The sequence below is a fragment of the Amphibacillus sp. Q70 genome (genome assembly GCF_052055485.1).
In the GTDB taxonomy this organism is placed as follows: domain Bacteria; phylum Bacillota; class Bacilli; order Bacillales; family Amphibacillaceae; genus Amphibacillus.
The window spans coordinates 2,162,154-2,181,518 of record NZ_CP197171.1; the positions used below are offsets into that span (position 1 = coordinate 2,162,154).

At 35.8% G+C, this 19,365-nt stretch carries 18 protein-coding genes; 14 read left to right on the forward strand and 4 right to left on the reverse strand.

From position 1 onward, the window contains the following. Together pseI and pseC are read left to right on the forward strand one after the other, a co-directional pair. Window positions 1–1,065 carry a pseudaminic acid synthase gene (gene pseI / locus ACS127_RS09460; RefSeq protein ID WP_440894795.1) on the forward strand — a complete coding sequence of 355 codons (1,065 nt, stop codon included), beginning with the start codon at window positions 1–3 and terminating at the stop codon, window positions 1,063–1,065. Between the two features lie 48 nt (window positions 1,066–1,113). Continuing rightward, on the forward strand, window positions 1,114–2,256 hold the full coding sequence (pseC, locus tag ACS127_RS09465) for a UDP-4-amino-4,6-dideoxy-N-acetyl-beta-L-altrosamine transaminase (RefSeq protein ID WP_440894796.1): 1,143 nt from the start codon (window positions 1,114–1,116) through the stop codon (window positions 2,254–2,256). Between the two features lie 893 nt (window positions 2,257–3,149). Here the strand turns inward: pseC and ACS127_RS09470 are convergent. Next, entirely contained in the window at window positions 3,150–3,848 is a 699-nt protein-coding gene (locus tag ACS127_RS09470) for a hypothetical protein (protein ID WP_440894797.1), read from the reverse strand. Between the two features lie 737 nt (window positions 3,849–4,585). Between ACS127_RS09470 and ACS127_RS09475 the strand changes: the two genes are divergently transcribed. The 7 genes from ACS127_RS09475 (at window position 4,586) to ACS127_RS09505 (ending at window position 8,237) form a co-directional block, all read left to right on the forward strand. Next, window positions 4,586–5,515, forward strand: a complete 930-nt coding sequence (locus ACS127_RS09475; RefSeq protein ID WP_440894798.1) for a tyrosine-type recombinase/integrase — start codon at window positions 4,586–4,588, stop codon at window positions 5,513–5,515. A gap of 82 nt (window positions 5,516–5,597) precedes the next feature. After that, window positions 5,598–5,846: an AbrB/MazE/SpoVT family DNA-binding domain-containing protein gene (locus ACS127_RS09480; RefSeq protein ID WP_440894799.1), complete on the forward strand. Its 249-nt coding sequence runs from the start codon at window positions 5,598–5,600 to the stop codon at window positions 5,844–5,846. Further along, the gene (locus tag ACS127_RS09485) at window positions 5,846–6,238 is read left to right on the forward strand and encodes a type II toxin-antitoxin system death-on-curing family toxin (protein ID WP_440894800.1); all 393 of its coding nucleotides are present in this window, start codon (window positions 5,846–5,848) and stop codon (window positions 6,236–6,238) included. Before ACS127_RS09480 ends, ACS127_RS09485 begins: the two co-directional genes overlap by 1 nt. 380 nt (window positions 6,239–6,618) lie before the next feature. Next, window positions 6,619–6,951, forward strand: a complete 333-nt coding sequence (locus ACS127_RS09490) for a PadR family transcriptional regulator (RefSeq protein ID WP_440894801.1) — start codon at window positions 6,619–6,621, stop codon at window positions 6,949–6,951. Further along, window positions 6,938–7,180, forward strand: coding sequence for a DUF2812 domain-containing protein (locus tag ACS127_RS09495; protein ID WP_440894802.1), 243 nt, complete (start codon window positions 6,938–6,940; stop codon window positions 7,178–7,180). Before ACS127_RS09490 ends, ACS127_RS09495 begins: the two co-directional genes overlap by 14 nt. Window positions 7,181–7,191: 11 nt before the next feature. Next, on the forward strand, window positions 7,192–7,773 hold the full coding sequence (locus tag ACS127_RS09500) for a hypothetical protein (RefSeq protein ID WP_440894803.1): 582 nt from the start codon (window positions 7,192–7,194) through the stop codon (window positions 7,771–7,773). A gap of 239 nt (window positions 7,774–8,012) precedes the next feature. Continuing rightward, window positions 8,013–8,237: a DUF5692 family protein gene (locus tag ACS127_RS09505; protein ID WP_440894804.1), complete on the forward strand. Its 225-nt coding sequence runs from the start codon at window positions 8,013–8,015 to the stop codon at window positions 8,235–8,237. 227 nt (window positions 8,238–8,464) lie between these two features. On the opposite strand, the gene ACS127_RS09510 is transcribed toward ACS127_RS09505, so the two are convergent. The 3 genes from ACS127_RS09510 to ACS127_RS09520 all read right to left on the reverse strand — a co-directional run bounded on the left by ACS127_RS09510 (window position 8,465) and on the right by ACS127_RS09520 (window position 11,240). Further along, the gene (locus ACS127_RS09510; protein ID WP_440894805.1) at window positions 8,465–9,193 is read right to left on the reverse strand and encodes a dihydrofolate reductase family protein; all 729 of its coding nucleotides are present in this window, start codon (window positions 9,191–9,193) and stop codon (window positions 8,465–8,467) included. Between the two features lie 86 nt (window positions 9,194–9,279). Further along, window positions 9,280–10,545 (reverse strand): diaminobutyrate--2-oxoglutarate transaminase, encoded by a 1,266-nt coding sequence (gene ectB, locus ACS127_RS09515; protein WP_440894806.1) that lies wholly within the window; start codon window positions 10,543–10,545, stop codon window positions 9,280–9,282. 182 nt (window positions 10,546–10,727) lie between these two features. Beyond that, window positions 10,728–11,240, reverse strand: coding sequence for a cyclophilin-like fold protein (locus ACS127_RS09520; protein ID WP_440894807.1), 513 nt, complete (start codon window positions 11,238–11,240; stop codon window positions 10,728–10,730). A gap of 323 nt (window positions 11,241–11,563) precedes the next feature. Here ACS127_RS09520 and ACS127_RS09525 point away from each other — a divergent pair, with 323 nt between their 5' ends. The 5 genes from ACS127_RS09525 (at window position 11,564) to ACS127_RS09545 (ending at window position 19,240) form a co-directional block, all read left to right on the forward strand. Beyond that, window positions 11,564–12,445, forward strand: coding sequence for a LysR family transcriptional regulator (locus ACS127_RS09525; protein WP_440894808.1), 882 nt, complete (start codon window positions 11,564–11,566; stop codon window positions 12,443–12,445). Between the two features lie 70 nt (window positions 12,446–12,515). After that, window positions 12,516–13,367 carry a DUF72 domain-containing protein gene (locus tag ACS127_RS09530; protein ID WP_440898117.1) on the forward strand — a complete coding sequence of 284 codons (852 nt, stop codon included), beginning with the start codon at window positions 12,516–12,518 and terminating at the stop codon, window positions 13,365–13,367. Between the two features lie 633 nt (window positions 13,368–14,000). Next, entirely contained in the window at window positions 14,001–15,092 is a 1,092-nt protein-coding gene (locus ACS127_RS09535) for a hypothetical protein (RefSeq protein ID WP_440894809.1), read from the forward strand. Between the two features lie 617 nt (window positions 15,093–15,709). Next, window positions 15,710–15,895, forward strand: coding sequence for a YjfB family protein (locus ACS127_RS09540; protein WP_440894810.1), 186 nt, complete (start codon window positions 15,710–15,712; stop codon window positions 15,893–15,895). Between the two features lie 699 nt (window positions 15,896–16,594). Continuing rightward, the gene (locus ACS127_RS09545; RefSeq protein WP_440894811.1) at window positions 16,595–19,240 is read left to right on the forward strand and encodes a cation-translocating P-type ATPase; all 2,646 of its coding nucleotides are present in this window, start codon (window positions 16,595–16,597) and stop codon (window positions 19,238–19,240) included. Window positions 19,241–19,365 lie beyond the last annotated feature (125 nt).

Below are 19,365 nucleotides of genomic sequence, written 5' to 3' on the forward strand. Positions count from 1 at the left end.
ATGGAATTGAAGATTGGCAACAGAAAAATCGGTATAAATCATGAACCTTTTATCATTGCTGAAATGTCAGGGAATCATAATCAATCATTAGATCGAGCACTTGCAATTGTTGAAGCAGCTGCTGAAGCAGGGGCAGATGCTATCAAGTTACAAACTTATACAGCAGATACAATGACACTTGATATTCATGAAGGTGATTTTTTTATTGAAGATGATAAGAATTTGTGGCAAGGAAACTCATTATATCATTTGTATCAGCAAGCATACACACCTTGGGAATGGCATCAGACTATTTTTGAAAAGTGTAAAGAGCTTGGTCTTCTCGCTTTTAGTTCCCCATTTGATGAAACAGCTGTTGACTTCTTAGAAAAGCTTAATGTACCCGCCTATAAAATTGCCTCTTTTGAGAATGTTGATCTTCCACTGATTAAGAGAGTGGCTAAAACGGGAAAACCAATGATTATATCAACGGGAATGGCAACGGCCGCTGAGTTAGATGATGCAGTTAAGGCTGCTAGAAATGAAGGCTGTAAGGATTTAATCCTGTTAACTTGTACAAGCACTTATCCCGCAACACCTGAAAATACCAATTTACGGACAATGCCCCATATGAAAGAACTGTTTAATTGCCAAGTAGGTTTATCAGATCATACCATGGGGGTTGGAGTGGCAGTTGCTAGTGTCGCGTTAGGTGCGACCGTTATAGAGAAACACTTTACTTTAGCTCGTGCAGATGGCGGGGTAGATTCAGCTTTTTCAATGGAACCGCCCGAATTAAAACAGCTAAAAGAAGAAACAACGAGAGCATGGCAAAGTCTAGGTGAGATTAATTATGGGCCAGTAGCTGATGAAATAGCTTCTTTAAAACATCGCCGATCATTGTATATTGCAGCTGATATTCAAAAAGGCGAAGCTTTAACCAAAGATAATATTAAGGCAATTCGTCCAGGTTTGGGTTTACCAACTAAATATTATGAAATGATCTTAGGTAAAAAAGTGATACGTTCGGTCAAAAAAGGTGAACCACTTACTTTTGATTTATTAATGGAGAGTGAATTATCATAATAGGATGAGATATAATTGTTTATTTTTATTACGAATTGAGTTGATATAATGAAAATTAGAGATAAATATTTATCATATGGTCAGCAATCGATAGATGCAACTGATATTGAAGAGGTTGTTAAAGTATTACAGTCCCCATTCCTAACTCAGGGACCCAAAGTAGATACTTTTGAAGAGAAAATAGCTCATTATGTCGGTGCCAAATATGCCGTTGCCTTTTCGAATGGGACAGCGGCACTACATGGTGCTTGTTATGCAGCTGGTATTACGAATGGCGATGAGGTGATTACAACACCAATGACATTTGCTGCTACTTCAAATGCCGTTTTATACTGTGGTGGCATACCTGTCTTTGCTGATATTGATCAATTAACCTATAACCTTGATCCAAGTCAAATCACTCAACATATTACTAGCAAAACAAAAGCCATTATTCCAGTTGATTATACTGGTCGGCCTGCTGATATGGATGCTATTAATGAAATTGCCAACCAACATAATTTAATTGTGATTGAGGATAGTGCCCATTCATTAGGGGCAAATTATTGTGGGCGAAAAGTAGGGACCTTGGCAGATATGACAATGTTTAGTTTCCATCCAGTTAAGCCTATTACTGCTGGAGAAGGGGGCATTATTGTCACTGATTCAGAGGAGTATTATTATAAACTTAAGCAGTTTAGGAATCACGGCATTGTCCAACAACCAGAGAAAGCCCCATGGTATTATGAAATGCAGGAACTTGGATACAATTATAGAATGACAGATATATCAGCGGCATTAGCCAGCTCTCAGTTAGATAAGCTTGATACTTTTATTAAAAGGAGAACAGAATTAGCAAAACAATATCAGTACCTACTGGAAGATATTTCATTTATTCAACAGCCAGTATTTTTAGATAACTTTGATTCAGGCTGGCATCTTTATGTAATTCAGTGGAAAGAGCCCCATGTATCAAGAAGGAAAGCATTTGAATTTCTTAGAGAAAATAATATTGGCGTCCATGTTCATTATATTCCGGTCTATTGGCACCCTTATTATCAAAAACTTGGTTACAAAAAGGGTCTTTGTCCAAATGCAGAAGCTTTATACCAAAATCTGATTACACTTCCTTTATTTCCGAAAATGGAGAATTCAGATATTGAAGATGTTGTTAAGGGATTGAAAAAGGCTGGAGATAGATTTGGAAATTAGGGTGTTGTATTTTGAAGAATGCTCTCAGTTGGTTTGAATAGAAAAAAGTATTTATTAAGTAGTGATTTTTTAAAAAATTATGAGTAAAGTTATTTAATCGGATAGATCGATTTGCTGGGGTTAATAAAAAATTTTTGAAAATGGAACTATATTATTTTAGATGAGTTGAGGTCATTCTATTCACTTGCAAAAATGTATATGAATCCATTAAAGAGTAGATAGTCTAGGTGTTTAGGGGAATTGGTATTTATTACTAATTCAGGCGAGGAAAAAGAAAAGACATAAGATAAAAGTAGTGCATTGAAAAATTAATAGAGGAAGGTTAAATGGTTGGTTATATTACCATCATTTTAAAAGTATTGACTAGTTTTGCTTACTATAAAGATTGTGAATAAAGTGTGTAAGTTCCTATTCACTCAAGGTACTTTAAAACTCTATCTTTGAACTCATCATGGAGAAGAAGCTGGTTTATAACCATTGCCTAGTTTTGGAAGTCACTATCTTCCCATTCAGATTTCAGTTCTCTTATTCGTAAAAATAATGCTTTTAATAGAGCTTTCTCATTGGAGAATGCTCCTTTTTTAGTTACTTCTCTATAGCTGTCATGAATTGCTTTCTAGTGCGTTGATCGTGTACTTAACTTTACGATACGATTGAAGCCTTGATGCTCGACACGATGTGGTCGAAGTTTCTAGTCCAAACGTCAATAGTTTATAAACAGGTAATCTATTATTGTTTAAAGGATTCAAAAGTACTTAGGCAAGGTTTTGAAGCTTGATACATCATAGAAATACTTCCGATAGAAAATTACATCGCAAAATAAGGACCGTAAGCTCTCTCATTGGCACCGCTTAGTTTACGCTCCTTATTGTCTAAATGTTTGTTCTTTATCTTTACCCATTATTTTTAATTTTAAATATTTCACGATCGTGTTCACCTATTTTTTTATCTAAGTAGCCAATGTCATCTTTCGTTGCCAAGTTATCCAAACGTGCTATCGTTTTTGAGTGGTATTCCGTTAATTTTACTGTTTGATTGTGGATGATATCTTGATTAGATTCAATGTTTGATAAACGTTCATTTGTTGTTTTCTGTTCTTGCTTAACGCCGTCAACTTCTCCTTTAACCCCATTGAGCCCTTGCTTAACGCCGCCAACTTCTTCTTTAACCCCATTGAGCCCTTGCTTAACGCCGTCAACTTCTCCTTTAACTGCATTTAATCCTTGCTTAACGCCGTCAACTTCTTCTTTAACCCCATTGAGCCCTTGCTTAACACCGTCAACTTCTCCTTTAACTGCATTTAATCCTTGCTTAACGCCGTCAACTTCTCCTTTAACTGCATTTAATCCTTGTTTAACGCCATCAACTTCTCCTTTAACCCCATTGAGCCCTTGCTTAACGCTGTCAACTTCTTCTTTAACTGCATTTAATCCTTGTTTAACGCCATCAACTTCTCCTTTAACCCCATTGAGCCCTTGCTTAACACCGCCAACTTCTCCTTTAACTGCATTTAATCCTTGTTTAACCCCACTTACTTCTTGCTTTAGTCCTTGTAGTTCAGTTAATATTTTTTCTAAAACAATTTCACCCATCTTGGTCCTCCTCTCTTGATAAACTTTTTAAATTTTCTCTACTCGTTTCTTATCATTAAATTAGCATATAAAGTATTTAATCACAACCTGAAAAAGCAGGCTTGTTTTTAACAAAACCATAGCAACAAAGGTAAGCCCTTTAAGTATCTAACTTTATAATTGATTTTTATTTATCTAAATGATGTGAAATTAATATTTGCTAAAAAGATTTATCACTTTTCATATAATACGAGATGATCCGATTTTCTTATAAAATTTTCATAAACACATTAAGGTAAGAATGTATGATAAACACTTTGAAAAAGGATGAAGATGTTGAAACAAATTAGGAGGATGTTTCCAGTAATAGTATGTTGATTAGCCTTTATCACAGATAACCGTCCGTAAAACTCGGGGCAACAATGGGTTTCGATGGGGCGAGTAACCGCAAATCACTTCGTTGGGACGAGTAACCGCAGTCCCAGTCCCACGACGTTGGTCACGCAGGCGTTACCACACGATGTGGTGGTTTTAGCCTGTAGTCCTTCGAATAAAGAAAGGAAACAAATCTATTAGGCGGGAGATCAGGTGAGCTAATGTCCTGATTCACTCAACTAACACTCAGTGGGAGAAGATTGAAAACTCCGATTCAGTGAAGTTTCGTTTTATCAAACACTTAAGGTTTTCAAAAAGTATTTAATCTCTTAATAATAGAAATGGTGATCCAATCACTAATTATTATTAGGAGGTTTTTTATTATGGCAAGAAGAAAAAAATCAACACAAATGTTTCATGAGTACTTTGAAGAATGGATTGAGTTATTTAAAGTTGGAGCAATTCGAGAGATAACACTTCAAAAGTATTATATGAGTTTGCAAAGATTTGAAGAGTTAGCACCTAATTTAAAAATGAATGAATTAGATCGGAAAAGTTATCAAAAACTGCTCAACGATTATGCACTTACTCACGAAAAACAAACAACGATGGACTTTCATCATCAATTAAAAGGCGCTATTCTCGATGCAGTTGATGAAGGAATCATAGAAAAAAACCCAACACGAAAAGTTATTATTAAAGGGAAAACACCACGTGAGAAAAAAATCAAATTTCTTAATCAATTTGAAATTCAAGCATTATTAAGAGAATTAGACTTGCAAGAAGAAATTAGTTGGGATTGGTTTATACTTTTCATTGCCAAAACAGGATTAAGATTCTCCGAAGCATTAGCACTGACACCAAATGACTTTGATTTTTCAAAACAACAAGTCAATGTAGAAAAAACTTGGAATTACAAAGAGACAAAAGGGGGCTTTCGGTCAACAAAAAATGAATCTTCTAAACGGAAAGTTCAACTAGATTGGCAAATTGCCATACAGTTTTCCCAATTAATTAAAAATATGGACATTGATGAAACTGTCTTTGTAAAAGGAAGGGTTTTTAATTCTACAGTAAATAATCGACTAAAAGCCTTATGTTTAAAAGTTGGAATTCCAGTTATAACCATCCATGGATTGCGACACACACATGCTTCACTTTTACTTTTTGCAGGTGTGTCTATTGCAAGTGTTGCTAGAAGGCTTGGTCATTCTAGCATGATAACAACACAAGAAACCTATTTGCACATTATTAAAGAATTAGAAAGTCAAGATAATGATAAAATTATAAGACATCTCGCTACCTTGATTTAATCTTATACCTCTTGCTATAATTGATTATAATCATTATTATCGTTATAATGGATATAAGTTAATTATAAATGAGGTGGAGTAAATGAGTATCGAAAGAAAGATAACAAAAATAGGTAAAAGTTATGGAGTTACTTTACCCGTTGATATGCTTGCTGAACATGGAATAGAGTATGGGGATATGGTTGAAATAAAAAGTGATAAAGAAAAAATTACAATTAGAAAAAATCAAAAAGTATCTTTACCAGACGGTATTAGTTCGGATTTTTTTGAAATATTAGAAGAAACGTCAAAAACTCATGATGAAGCACTGAAACAGTTGGTTGATAAATAATGATGAGATATTTATCAAGTAAAGAAGTCATTGCAATTAACACTTTTGTTATCAAAAAATATAGTCCTGACGAACCATTAGGTGTAAAAGACCATGCTTTGTTGGAATCTGCTGTTAAAGGACCACAAACTACGGTTGGTGGAGAAGATGCTTATCAATCACTATTTGAGAAAGCAGCTGCTCTATTTGAGTCTATTGCACTAAACCATGCTTTTATTAATGGGAACAAAAGAACAGCACTGCATTCATTAGCTATTTTTTTAAGATATAATGGTTATAATTTAAATATGGAAACTGACCAAAAGGTTGATTTCACGGTAAATGTAGTATTACACCATTACTCTTTTACCGAAATTGCAAGTATTATTCAAAAGTATTCAGTAAAAATATAGCCACACAAAGGCAAATTAAGACCGTCTAAGAATTCTTTAGACGGTCTTAATTTGATTGAATGGTAGATTTTTTATCATATCAATTTATTCATAACTATTAAATAATAAACAAAACTGCTTTGCTTAGATAAAGCTGTATCACAGCGTAAGTAATAAGGAATGAGTAAAAAGGAGGGATTGTCAAATTTTTTGATGATATTTAATTATTATTTAAGTGATTATTAAGAAATAAATTTTTAAAAAATAAGTATACAGTAGGATTTATTCATAAAAATGACTATAATCACTCATAAATTATATTCAAAATAAATATATCCATTTTACATATATCCAAAATGGATATATTATATCTATAAGTACTAATTAAGTAGGTGACTTTAATGAGTAAAAAAAACACAGATTTAAATATTCCAATTAACTACACTTCATTTTTGATTTTATTATGTTTGAGGCAACCTTCACATGGTTACGAAATTATGAAATATGTTCAGAATGTTACGAATGGGTTGATTACTATCGGGCCGGCAACCATGTACAGAAGTATATCGGATTTCTTAGACAAAGGTTATATATCTTTAGTTGCGGAAAAAGGGACAAAAAAAGAATATGTTCTGACAGAGAAGGGAGAAAATCTGCTGAAAAGGCAAAAGGAATTTTTAGATTTATTGCACACAATTTCGAAGAATAGAGGTGTTAATGATGAAAAAAATTAGACGCTTTCATTCTGGAAGTGCTAAGGAAAAAGAATTTTTAAATAAAATGTTAAAAGACGGTTATCTTCTTGATAAGGTAGGAAATTTTTTATACACGTTCAAAAATATTAGGGAAGAAAAGGATTATGGTTTAGTTGTTGAATATTCAACTGAAAAAATCATCGATCCAAAAACGGATTGGACACAAGAATTAAATGTAAAGGGTTTAGTAGAAAAAAGTTATTTCTGACAAATTATTATATGATCTATACTTATTTTGAAAAAGATAAGGAGACAATACTTAATAATAATAATGATATGTCTGATGCTGTTGAATTAAATTATTTGAAAAAATTTAGCGATAATTTTAAAGCTTTAAGAACAGGTGTGACTTTCTTAGGTGTATTACTTTGGTTTTTATTAATATTAATTGTTGAATACTCAACCTTGTCCATGGGTTTATGGAAAATGACTATTCCTTCGTCTTTGCTTCTAACACTTTGGATATTTACTCCTATCTATATGAGAGCTATTTCTAAAAGAATCGCTATACTAAGAGAAAAGACGGGTGATTTCAGTGGTATCTGGGCTCCGACGTGGGTAATCAAAATTAAAAATCAACAACAAACTCCAGAGATTGATAAGCTTTCATATTTGGGAAATTGGAGGTTGGGAAGCACTTCTGATAAAAAACAAGAGTATTATTATCAATTACAAAGTCATTTTTCCGAAGAAGATATTAAGCAGAATATTTCTTCAGTTCTAAATATAGATGCAAATAACATTAAGGTTATATCTAGTGTAGGTTTATATCCCATTGGATTCTCTCATGGAGGATTCTGATAAAAAATGTATGAATCAATGTAGACTTATCTCAATAAATTATAAATCTTGTAACTATAAATTCATTTTTTCTATCATAATTAGGCGAGAGGATTTCCAACCTTAAGGCAGGCTAACGTCGCAGCGTTCTGGGACTGCGTTACCAATGTTGTCAGGTTAAAACGAACGTTATAACTTATTAAATTCATCAATGAATCCATGAAACTTCTGAGTTTTACCAGAGTTCATTCATGGCACTGATGGATTATTTTTTTGCGACAGGAAGCTATTTCAATGTGACTGTCAGCTATCATGCACCAGCCAATTGGCTACTTGCCATTACTAGCTTAATGCTTAATTTAATCTTGGCCGTTTGGCAAATCTACCGAATCGTTAAATATCGACGTCATCCATTAAAAGATGAGTTATGGTATACACGTGATGAGCAAGGATCAGGAACTAAGCCGATTGATTTTGTTGTTTAATCTGCTTAATGTTGTTTTTTTAGAAGATCAAGTAAAAATAAAATGACTTAGAGCGAGCCAATTTAAGCGGCTCGCTCTAAGTTGATTATTTATCACAGAAACCGCCCATAAAACTCGGGACTGGGGCTGTGATTACTCGCCCCACCGGAACCATATGCATGACCTACATCCTGTAGGCCCAACTCCCACTGATTGAAGTTTCGTTTTATTTTGGGCTATCCGTATTTTTAATTATCTTTTCCCTTATTGACTTTATATCGTAACCAGACGGTGCTTTCTTTTAGTGGTTTGGCATCGATTAACGTAAATGAGACAGGCTTCTCTTTGGAAAAGGGCTCTTTTGCATTAAACAAGCTTTGCTCGTCAGAGCCGTCTGCGATGGGTGCCATGACAATACTCACTTCATCAACTAAACCACTATCAATATAGGACCAGTTCACGGTACCGCCTCCGCCAATCATCACATTTTTCATTTTAAAAACAGTTGCTAGTTTGTGGAGAACAAGGGCATTGTCTAGTTGATCTTTGCCAGCAATAATATAGGAAATGTTCATGCGTCTCAAGAAATCTTTATAAGCATTGCTGACACGTTCTGTTAAAACTTCAATAACATGAGAGTCGATATTTCCATAATCAACAACATTCTTTTCCCAGCCTAATCTTCCCGATGGATCGAGCGAGATATAGTACATCGGTGCATTGTCATCAGCTATAAAATCTCCTTCTGGAACAGGATCTGCTTGTTCATTTAGCTCTGGTTTACGGTAAAACGTGGTATTATCATCAGTTGTCACCCGTCCATTAATATAGCCTTGAATGTTAAAGACCTGCTTATCGGGATAGAGGGCTAATTCCTGATATTGCTGACTGCCAGCTTTAAATTCTGGTAAATCGATCGCATGAATCTTCCCATCAAGTGATGTGTGGGTATGAATAATAACGTATGGTTTTTGCATTGAAAATTCCTCCTATTATAATTATCAATAGATCAAGATAAAGAAAGCTGTATTTAAATATCCATTCATGGTGGGTTTGGTTAGATTTAGGTCAATTCTTTAATGCTTGCTTCAAGAATAGAGATCCCCTTTTGAATGCCCACTTTATCAATGATTAAAGGGGGTAATAATTTGAGCACTTCATCATTTGCTCCTGATGTTTCAATAATCAATCCTTTTTCAAAAGCTTTTTTAGCTATTTTTTGGGCAATACCAGGAGTTCTACAAGCGATTCCCTGCATCAAGCCCCTGCCTCGTAATTCACCATGAATAAATGGATAGGTCTCAATTAACCTGGTTAATTGTTGCGTGATGACTTCCGCTTTTTCTTCAATAGTAAAGCTAAATTTATCATCTTTCCAATAATTGAGAGCTTCTGTTGCTGCTATAAATGCTAAGTTGTTACCCCTGAATGTCCCGTTATGTTCACCTGACTCCCATTGATCCCATTCAGGCTTTATTAATGTCAGTGCCATTGGTAACCCTATTCCACCAATAGATTTAGATAGACAAACAATATCTGGTTTAATTCCTGCTGGCTCAAAGCTAAAGAAAGTACCTGTTCGGCCGCAACCGGCTTGAATATCGTCTACAATTAAAAGAATGTTGTGCTCCTTACAAATTTGTTCGATCTTTTTTAACCATGAAAAACGAGCTGCATTTAATCCGCCTTCTCCTTGAACAGTTTCTAAAATGATTGCTGCTGGTAAATCGACACCACTTCCACTATCGGAAAGAAACCTTTTTAAATAATCAATCGTATGGTCCCCCTGCAGATAATGGTCGAAAGGCATGATGGTAACGTTATTTAATGAAATGCCAGCCCCTTTTCGCTTGAATGCATTACCGGAAAGAGAAAGAGAGCCAATTGTCATACCATGAAAAGCATTGCTAAAGCTAATTATGTTTTCTCTTCCAGTAACTTTACGAGCAATTTTTATAGCACTTTCGACAGAATTTGTTCCAGTAGGTCCTGGAAACATTACTTTATAGTTTAATTCTCTTGGCTTAAGAATGATCTCACTAAATTTTTTCAAAAATTGACCTCGCGTGACTGTTGCCATATCTAAACTATGAATAATGCCATCATTTTGCAGATATTCTATCATTACACTTAGCATATTATCATTATTATGCCCATAGTTTAATGCGCCTGCTCCAGAGAAAAAGTCTATATATTCTTTCCCACTTGAATCCCATAGAAAATAGCCTTTCGCTTTTTCAAATACAGTAGGGAAGCTTCGACTATAGCTTCTAACTTGAGATTCTAATTGCTCAATGGTCGCTAGTATTGATGGGTCATTTGCAGACATTTATTCCACCTCCTGTTTTGTGCTTTAAATAGGCTTCTTACACCTTATACCCATTGATGCAGAGTATTGATTCATTCGCTTAATCCTTAGATGTTAATTTCTAATTATTTTACATGCTAAAGTTAACTTTAGGTCAAATAAAAGTTATTGATAATAGATAAAATAACTGTTCATTTTGGCTTTTAGTCCACTAACTCAATGTGTACCGTTATACTATTATTGCCCAGGATAGTGCTCAAATTTTCTGGATGATCTATAGTACCTAAGCGCGTGTAAGAATATGATGTTGAGAAATTCTCGTAAAAAAGAACCAGTGTGTCAGAACCAAAAAGCATCAAGTCACCTGTTTCAATAAATTCGACTTGTTCACTTTGGCTTGGAAGGGATTCATCCAAATTAGAATATTTTTCATTACCATTTAGCTCATTCATTGTGATAGACAGAGGGAGTTTCGCTATAAATGCCTCAGTTGTTTCATTATCATAAAGTGTAGCTTGAAATGATTCATTATTAATGGTCAATAAGATATTATGCATTGATTCTTCATCCTCATCGATTGTATTTGCCTCTTCATCTGTACTCATATGCTCATTTGAACTTACTTCTTCATCTTGTTCATTGGGAGCTAAATTATTTGTTGAACATCCACTAATGAACAAGAATATAAATAGCCAAATTAAAGGAATACTTCTCATTTAATTCTCACTTCTTTCTTTTTAAAAAAGGATAATTAAGACTGATCAGTAATTTTTCTGATTTTCTTTTCAATGATATTCATTGTTGTGCTTCATCGTTATTCAATATGTTTTAAAGCTAGACTATGAGAGTATAGAGTGTTGTTCTTAGTCCTTGCTTTGAATCGGGTTTTCTATTTTGCAAGAAATGCTTTCCTATTCATAGGATGGGATCTAGGATTATGGTTTGTTAATCACATTATAATATGATATGCTTTTCGATAACAAATACCTAGATTGAATAGACTCGCATACCCAAAAGTTATAGGTGGAGGAGGGATATCATGGATGTCCGTGTTTTGCGATATTTTATTGCAGTAGCAAATCAACAAAGTATTTCGGCAGCGGCTAACTATTTACATCTGTCACAGCCTACGTTATCAAGGCAATTAAATGATCTTGAAAAGGAGTTAGGCTCAACTTTATTTATTCGGGGAAATCGAAAAATTTCTTTGACAGATGAAGGTGTCTACTTATTAGAAAAAGCGAGGGAGATTGTTGAGTTAGTCGATAAAACTGAAGCGAATTTTAATCAGTCATCAGAAATTATTAGTGGGGAAGTTTATATTGGCGGTGGTGAAACAGAAGGAATGCATTTGATTGCCAAAGCGCTAAAAGAACTTCTCAATGCACACCCAAGTATAAAATTTCACTTATACAGCGGAAATGCAGATGATATTATTAGTAAATTAGATAGTGGTTTATTAGATTTCGGCATTGTTATCGAACCAGCAGATAAACAAAAATATGATTATATAAAATTAACAGCTACCGATATATGGGGTGTACTTATGCGTAAAGATAGTCCACTAGCCGATCAGTTATTTATTGAACCTGAAGATTTAATGGATAAGCCACTGATTGTTTCCCGCCAAACAGCTGTTAGTAATGAGCTAGCAGGATGGTTTGGTCAAGAGGCTAATCATTTAGACATTATTGGTACATATAATTTACTCTATAATGCCTCGTTAATGGTGAAGGAGCATCTTGGGTATGCGCTGTGTATAGATAAGCTGATTAATACATCGGGAGATAGTGAGCTTTGCTTTCGCCCATTAAAGCCTAAACTGGAAGCGGGATTAAATATTATCTGGAAGAAACATCAAGTATTCTCAAGTGCAGCTAATGAATTTTTACAGCAACTTCGGAATCATTTAGCTAACTGACAGTCAGTTGCATGTTTGATAAAATAAGAGAAGTATGAATAATAAATCAAAAAGAGATTAGGTGAATAAGTTGATTTATATTGGCTTAACAGGATGGGGCGATCATGACAACCTGTACTCGGTCAAAATAAAAGATAAAGATAAATTAGCAGAATACAGCAGTCATTTCCCGATTGTAGAACTGGATGCCTCTTTTTATGCAGTACAGCCGATTCGTAATATGGAGAAATGGATCAAGGAAACACCTGCTTCCTTTCGTTTTGTTGTGAAGGCTTATCAAGGTATGACAGGTCACCAGCAGACAAATACACCTTTCGATACGAAGACAGATATGTTTGAAGCTTTTAAAGCTTCGATAGAACCCTTGATCAAAGCTGGAAAATTAGCAATGGTGTTATTTCAATTTCCACCGTGGTTTGATTATACTTCGGACCATATTGTCTATTTACGCTATTGTGTCCAGAAAATGATCGATATCCCTATTGCATTAGAATTTAGAAACCAATCTTGGTATAGGCCAAAAAATCGTGAGCAAACCCTTGATTTAATAAGAAAAGAGGGTTGGATTCATACTGTTGTAGATGAACCACAGGCTGGCGATGGCTCAGTTCCAATTGTTCCTGTTGTAACTCATTCAGATAAAACATTGATTCGTTTTCATGGTCGTAATGTCCATGGTTGGAATCGACCGAGGAATAAAGACACTAATTGGCGGGAAGTTCGTTACCTCTATAAATATAATCAGGTGGAATTGACAGAATGGCGTGAACGAATCTTACAACTGGCTAAAGAAACTAAAGATGTTTATATTTTGTTTAATAATAACTCTGGTGGAGACGCAGCTTCCAATGCTAAAACATTGCAAAAGATGTTAGATATTGATTATAAAGATTTAGCCCCACAGCAATTACGACTATTTTAGCTGTGAATTTAAAAATCAGTGTTGTTATGGATAAAAGAAAAAGAGCAGGATATGGCAATTGCTTTTGTTGTTTCAATCTTTAGATAGGCTAGGCTTGTGGCGATTCTCCATTTTACGATTAGATTATTTATCACAGATCACCCATCATAAAAATCGGGATGACAATGGGTTTCGATGGGGCGAGTCATCACAGCCCAAGTCTCACGACGTTGGTTACGCAGGCGTTATCACTACCACACGATGTAGCTAATAGAGAAATGAAATAAATCTATTGAGCTAGGAGCTTAGGTGAGCTAATGTCCTGATTCACTTAACTAAACAAATGTTTTCAATGGAGCGAGTAACCGCACGAAGGAAAGCTACGACGCCTTTGCAAGGTTAGCAAAACTGGGCTTATCGCCAAGTCTTTCTGGCGAATGCTATCGTTTGACTGAGACACTCGCCAATCAAATCTTTGATTTCTTTGATCGAGCAAGAATAAGTGCCTTACTTATTCTTGGCCCTAATCCCCATCAATACGGGTATTTGCCCTTTTTCCACTAAAAAAATTTACATTTTATTTATTAATAGGTGTCAAATGCTAAAGTTTGTGATATTATTAACATAATAAAAATATTTATAGGGGTGGTTAATTTGAAAAAGGCAATTTTAATGATGTTATTATTCACGGCATTTTTATTTGTAGGATGTAATGGTACTGAAGATACACCTCCAGAGGAAGATGCAGCAGAACAAACACCAGAAGAAGAGGAAGAAACATCTGAATCTCCTGATGAAGGAGAAGAGGCAATTGATGTTACACTAAAAACAATGTATAATGCACCGCATGGTGATAAAGCATTTGCTTCTACATTCGTAGTGATGGATGGTGATACTATTGTTGACGTCATTTTAGATGAATATCAATTTATGGATAATGCTGATGTTACTGGTGTTCCGAATTCAGATGCATCCTTTGGAGAAGGATCAGCTGAAGATGTTACTTTAATCAGTAAACTAGAAAATGATGAAATCTATTCTGAAATGATGGAAGGAGCTGGCTCAACAGTATCTTATAGTGATAACTTAACAGCTATTCAGGATTTTGCTATTGGTCAAACCGTTGCAGAAGTTGAAGCAGCTATTTCCGAATTAGATGATCTCGAAGAAGACGACGAAATAGCAGATGTTGTATCTGGTGCGACATTTGTTGATACAAGTGGTTATCTACAAGCAATTGTTGATACTGCTAATGAAGGCTTTGAATTTTCAAGTGCTCCAGAAGTTAATCTTGAGAATGCAGAATTAAGTTATTCTTTGCAAGCACCACATGGTGACCAATCATTTGCAGTTACAGCTGTTTTGCATGATGGAGACACTGTTCTAGCTGCTACAATTGATGAATTTCAGTATTTAGACCCTGCAGATTTTGATGGTGTACCAAATAGTGATGCTGGCTTTGGTGAAAATTACAATGATGATGTTGTACTCGCATCAAAAATACTAAACGACGAATCATATTCTGGTATGATGACTGATATTGCAGATGCTACAAGTACTTATGTTGAAAACATCCAAGCTATTATTGATCATGCTGTTGGATCGACAGTCGAAGAAATTGAAGCTACTATTGATGACTTAAATGGATTAGGTGAAGATGAAGAAATAGCAGATGTAGTTAGTGGAGCCACATTTGTTGATACATCAGGATATTTACAAGCCATTGTAGACACAGTCAATCATTAAACCGATTGCTTATTAAAATAGCCTCCAAATTTAGAGTGAAGCTTCTAAATCTGGGGGTTATTTTCATGGTTAGATAATATTTAATGTGGGTGTAGGGAAGAATGATAGTATCCACTGGTTGTTGTGTTAAATAAAAGGCTAGGGCAATGATTCAAAAGGGAAGCGATCGTTAGCTTAGTTCAAATAATCTTTTATATTAGTGAACTCTTTTTGGATACCTGTATTGATCGATACACCTTTCATGCCACATCTCATACTGTTTTTACCAACTGGATAAATGGGGTCTTATCCGGGCTTTTTTGAGAATTTCGTAGTAGCTGCAAAATATCACCTGCTGTTTTACGACATGATTCTGCCTCATAAAGACTTATGTATCAATAACAGTAAACAGCGACCTAGACGATGGGGTTTTTTATTTCCCTGTTCATCAATACCTGATAGATTTTTTAGGAAATGGTCTTGTTGCAAGAATTTCTCCCCCTGCTGCATAGTCATATCTTTTATATCCAGCTAACCCTTTTCCGATACACCCAAAGAAAGAGGATTGAACGAAGAAGGGATTAGGTGCTGAAATACCCTATTCACAAGTACGCAAATATGTTAAACTACACCTAGAGGTGATTAATATCGATATTGCAAAACTATCAATCGCAATGAACCAGTCACAATTGAAGCAACAAGCTTCAATCAGTGTGATGAAAAAGACTATGGATCAAGCTGAAATGCAATCGGAACAAATGATTCAAATGCTTCAACAATCCATTCAGCCACATTTAGGTGGACATGTTGATGTAAAGGCTTAACTTTTTGAATGGAAAATTTATCAAATAAGGATAGTAAACTGAGCGAACAGGCGAAAGGTGACTTTCGTACCGGAAAATTTCAGTTGACTTTTCGCCTAACAAGCCATAAACTTAAAAGAGTATAAGGGGAGTAGCTCAAGCAATAATGTCGTCATTACGAGGAAAGGTGTCTCCGGCATTATTGGCAATGTGAACCACCGTTGCTAGCAAGACCTTTACCAATGATTTTCTGAATGATTATATTCAGAAGGCTATTGGTAAGGGTCTTTTTTTGCTCTTAGCCAATTGCAGAAGTTTGGTAAAGAAAAGATGTGAAGTGGTAACATTTATCGCCGTGCAACGCTGACTGACAAAACCACCATGTTCTGGAACTTGGGACTCAGAATAAGTAAAGCCCATATTCTTGCACGATCAAAGAAATAAAAGATTTGATTGGCGATCGTCTCAGTCAAACGATGGCATTCGCCAGAAAGGTTTGGCGATGAGCCCAGTTTTGCTAACCTTGCAAAGACGTCGTAGTTTTCCTTCGTGCGGTTATTTGCCCTTACTGAAAAAAATTTGTGACATTGTAGGCACTAGTATGTCCGATACGTTGAAAAGTTCCTACTGAATAAAGTTTCACTTTATTTAGCGAATAATATGGTGTGGATTTCACATAGTTGGTTATAATTATAGGTGAGATTAGGAGATGTAGATAAGATGAACTATTATCAACAAGAAAAAGAACAAGTTTTGGAACAATTAAAAGTTGATCAAAAAGGATTAGCAAAGGATGAAGTCATACGTCGACAAGAAACAGAAGGCTTCAATGAGATTGAAGAAGGGGAAAAAAAGTCGACATGGGCATTATTCCTCGGATCTTTTAAAGATGCCATGGTTGTTATTCTATTAATTGCTGCGATTGTGCAATTTTTATTAGGTGATTATATTGAAACGATTGTCATTTTGATTGTACTTATTATGAATGCAGTCATTAGTGTAGTTCAAACGAAGAAGGCAGAAAATTCGTTGGATGCTTTAAAACAAATGTCAGCCCCTGCTGCCAAAGTGATTCGGCATGGTGAGAAGCAGACGATCCCTGCACGAGAGCTTGTTCGGGGTGATCTCGTTTTTCTTGAGGCGGGTGATTATATCCCGGCTGATGGCCGTATTTTAGAAAGTGGCTCACTTCAAGTGAATGAAGGGATGTTGACTGGTGAGTCACAAGTCGTTGATAAAGATGAAGATGCCATTGCTGAGGAAGTCGCCCTTGGTGATCGCACGAACTTAGTTTTTAGTAGTGCACTAGTTACGAATGGACGTGCCACTTTTGTCGTGACCGAAACAGGAACAAAAACAGAGATTGGTAAGATTGCTGATATGCTGAATACAGCTGAACAGAAGCAAACCCCACTCCAACGAAAGCTTGATGTTTTTAGTAAAAAATTGGGGATTTGGATTTTGCTCTTATCCATCGGAATCTTTGTTGTTCAAGCGGCACGGATTTGGTTAGGCGATCAGCCGGCTGATCTAACAACAGAATTATTACAGGCATTAATGTTTGCAGTTGCCGTTGCTGTTGCTGCTGTTCCAGAGGCATTACAATCGATCGTCACAATCGTGCTTTCGGTTGGGACAAATAAAATGGCTAAGCAACACGCAATTATTCGAAAACTGCCGGCTGTAGAAACTTTAGGCTCAACAGGTGTGATTTGTACAGATAAAACGGGTACACTAACACAAAATAAAATGACTGTCGTAGATTATTATGTTCCTGGTCAAGATGAACAAAAGATTGACCAAGGTTCGTCAGAGTGGTCGTTGTCAGAAAAATATTTAATTAAGATTTCAGTTTTGTGTAATGATAGTTATATCAATGCAAAGGGGACAGAAGTTGGCGATCCAACGGAAGTTGCCTTAGTCAACTTTTCGAATCAGCATGGCGAAAGTGATCAAGAGATTCGTGAAGCCAATCCGCGAATCGATGAGTTACCGTTCGACTCTGATCGGAAACTAATGTCAACCTTGAATGACCTTGATGGTGAGCGGATGATGCTGACTAAGGGTGGACCTGACGTGATGTTTAAACGTGCTAAGTATATTTTAGTAAATGGCAAAGAGCTTCCATTGGATCAAAATTGGCATGATCAGTTGATGAAGCAGAATGAAACCTTTTCAGAACAGGCTTTACGCGTGTTGGCATTTGGTTATAAAAAATTAACCAGTACAAAAGAAACGCTTAGTTTTGAAGATGAAGCAGATCTTGTTTTAGTCGGTTTACTGGCAATGATCGATCCCCCTCGAGATGCTGTTTATAGTGCGATTGAGGAAACTAAAGCTGCGGGGATGAAAACTGTAATGATCACAGGCGATCACAAAACGACGGCAGAGGCCATTGGGCGTGATATTGGTTTAATGGAGGAAGGAGATTTCGCTGTCACTGGTCAAGAGCTTGATGCGATGAGTGAAGAAGAACTGAGTGATAAACTTGAACATATTTCTGTTTATGCCCGTGTCTCACCTGAAAATAAAATTCGAATTGTTAAAGCATGGCAAGCCAAAGACCAAATTTCAGCTATGACCGGGGATGGTGTTAATGATGCACCAGCTTTGAAGCAAGCGGATATTGGGATTGCAATGGGAAGCGGAACAGACGTTAGCAAGGATGCTTCGGCAATGATTTTAACTGATGATAACTTTGTCTCAATCGTTAAAGCTGTAGAAGTTGGACGAACTGTCTTTGATAATATAAAAAAGGCAATTGCTTACTTGTTTAGTGGAAACTTAGGGGCAATTATTGCGATTTTGTTTGCTGTTGCACTTGGTTTGCCCAATCCATTTACGGCACTTCAATTACTTTTCATTAACTTAGTGAATGATTCATTACCAGCGATTGCACTTGGGATGGAAAAATCAGAACCTGGTGTGATGAATCGAAAACCACGTTCAATTAATGAAGGTATTTTTGCTGGTGAGACGTTACGTTCTGTGGTTACACGTGGCTCAATTATCGGAATAGCGGTAATTATCTCCCATCAGATTGGTTTGCAACATAGTGTTGAAACAGGGGTGGCAATGGCATTTACAACGCTAATTTTATCTAGAACACTACAAACTTTTGCAGCTCGTTCGAATCAACAAACCATTTTTGCTGTGGGCTTTACAACGAATAAATATGTCTTGGCAGCTGTCACACTCTGTCTCGGTCTATATGTCTTAACGGTCTTGCCTGGTTTGCGGACGATCTTTGCTATCCCTAGTGGATTTACTTTCATGCAATGGGGAATAGCGACAGGCTTGGCGATAGCAGCGATCTTTCTGATGGAAGTTGTTAAAGTTATATATCATAAATTTGCGAAAAAATAGTCACTGAATTAAAAGGAAAAAGCTATCCATTAATGGGTGGCTTTTTAATCACTATTTTTTCACAAAATAGGTCCTAAAACCTAATTATTTTATTGAAAAAATAACAAAAACCAGTTCAATAGTGC

Coding starts and splice junctions, on each gene's coding strand:
- ACS127_RS09520 (WP_440894807.1), bottom strand. CDS start 11,240: ATGAGAAGTATTCCTTTAATTTGGCTATTTATATTCTTGTTCATTAGT.
- ACS127_RS09510 (WP_440894805.1), bottom strand. CDS start 9,193: ATGCAAAAACCATACGTTATTATTCATACCCACACATCACTTGATGGG.
- ACS127_RS09500 (WP_440894803.1), top strand. CDS start 7,192: ATGATCTATACTTATTTTGAAAAAGATAAGGAGACAATACTTAATAAT.
- ACS127_RS09470 (WP_440894797.1), bottom strand. CDS start 3,848: ATGGGTGAAATTGTTTTAGAAAAAATATTAACTGAACTACAAGGACTA.
- pseC (WP_440894796.1), top strand. CDS start 1,114: ATGAAAATTAGAGATAAATATTTATCATATGGTCAGCAATCGATAGAT.
- pseI (WP_440894795.1), top strand. CDS start 1: ATGGAATTGAAGATTGGCAACAGAAAAATCGGTATAAATCATGAACCT.
- ACS127_RS09545 (WP_440894811.1), top strand. CDS start 16,595: ATGAACTATTATCAACAAGAAAAAGAACAAGTTTTGGAACAATTAAAA.
- ACS127_RS09490 (WP_440894801.1), top strand. CDS start 6,619: ATGAGTAAAAAAAACACAGATTTAAATATTCCAATTAACTACACTTCA.
- ACS127_RS09475 (WP_440894798.1), top strand. CDS start 4,586: ATGGCAAGAAGAAAAAAATCAACACAAATGTTTCATGAGTACTTTGAA.
- ACS127_RS09495 (WP_440894802.1), top strand. CDS start 6,938: ATGAAAAAAATTAGACGCTTTCATTCTGGAAGTGCTAAGGAAAAAGAA.
- ACS127_RS09525 (WP_440894808.1), top strand. CDS start 11,564: ATGGATGTCCGTGTTTTGCGATATTTTATTGCAGTAGCAAATCAACAA.
- ACS127_RS09505 (WP_440894804.1), top strand. CDS start 8,013: ATGGATTATTTTTTTGCGACAGGAAGCTATTTCAATGTGACTGTCAGC.
- ACS127_RS09480 (WP_440894799.1), top strand. CDS start 5,598: ATGAGTATCGAAAGAAAGATAACAAAAATAGGTAAAAGTTATGGAGTT.
- ectB (WP_440894806.1), bottom strand. CDS start 10,545: ATGTCTGCAAATGACCCATCAATACTAGCGACCATTGAGCAATTAGAA.
- ACS127_RS09485 (WP_440894800.1), top strand. CDS start 5,846: ATGATGAGATATTTATCAAGTAAAGAAGTCATTGCAATTAACACTTTT.